Source organism: Lysobacter enzymogenes, assembly GCF_017168095.1.
GTDB classification, from domain to species: domain Bacteria; phylum Pseudomonadota; class Gammaproteobacteria; order Xanthomonadales; family Xanthomonadaceae; genus Lysobacter; species Lysobacter enzymogenes_D.
The window spans coordinates 1-1,039 of record NZ_LXSD01000066.1; the positions used below are offsets into that span (position 1 = coordinate 1).

1 protein-coding gene is annotated in these 1,039 nt (G+C 75.1%); it reads left to right on the plus strand.

The annotated features are described in order from the left end of the window. On the plus strand, nucleotides 1-1,039 hold a 1,039-nt coding region (locus tag A7A76_RS01930), incomplete at both ends, for a M56 family metallopeptidase (RefSeq protein WP_206409616.1).

Here is a 1,039-nt window from a genome sequence, read left to right on the forward strand (position 1 = left end):
GCTGTTCGCCGCGCTGTGGCTGGCCGGCGTGATCGTGCTGGCCGTGGCCGGCGCGCGCGGCTATCTCGGCGTGCGCCGCCGCGTCGCCGCCGCGCGCGATTGCGACCACGCGCCCGCGCTGCGCACTTACCGCGACCTCGGCGCCAGCCTCGGCCTGCGCCGCTTGCCGCCGCTGCGGGTGTCGGCGCAGATCGATTCGCCGCAACTGGTCGGACCGCCGGCGACGGTGCTGCTGCCGCAGCGCCAGCTGGACCAGCTCAGCGACGACGAGCTGGCGATGGCCCTGCATCACGAACTCACTCATCTGTGCCGCCGCGATTTGTGGTGGGGCTGGGTGCCGGCGCTGGCGCGGCACCTGTTCTTCTTCCATCCGCTCGCCCACGTGATCGCAGGCGAATACGCGATCGCCCGCGAGCAGGCCTGCGACGCGGCCGTGCTCGACAGCCGCCGCTACGCCGCCCACGACTACGGCCGGCTGCTGCTGCGCCTGGGCGTGGCGCCGCGTCCGGCGACGGCGCTGGCCGGCGCGTCGCCCACCTACACCGTGCTCAAACGGAGACTGATCATGCTGCAGAACTCGACTTCCCCCGCGCGCCTGGGCGGCGTGGCCCTGGCCGCCGCGGTGGCCGTGCTGGGACTGGTGCCGTACAAGGTCACCGCCGCGGCCGAAGCGGCGGCGGCGACGATGACCGTGACGGTCGCGCCGGTCGCGGCCGCCGCCGGCACCGCCGCCGTGCGCGAGCAGTCCAAGGTCACCATCCACCACGGCAAGTCCGCCGCCGGCGAACAGCGCATCACCGAGATCGACGACGGCGACCCGCGCGTATGGGCGATCAAGGACGGACAGTACTTCCGCGTGCGCGACGACGGCCGCTACGAGCCGGTGCGCGACGCCGCGACCCGCGCGCACCTGGACACGCTGCAGCGCGACGCGGCGCGGGCCGAGGTCGAAGCGGCCCAGGCCGAAGTCGAGGCCGAGCGCGCGATGCGCGAGGCCGAAGCGGCCGGCCGCGAAGCCGAGCGCGCCGGGCGCCAGGCC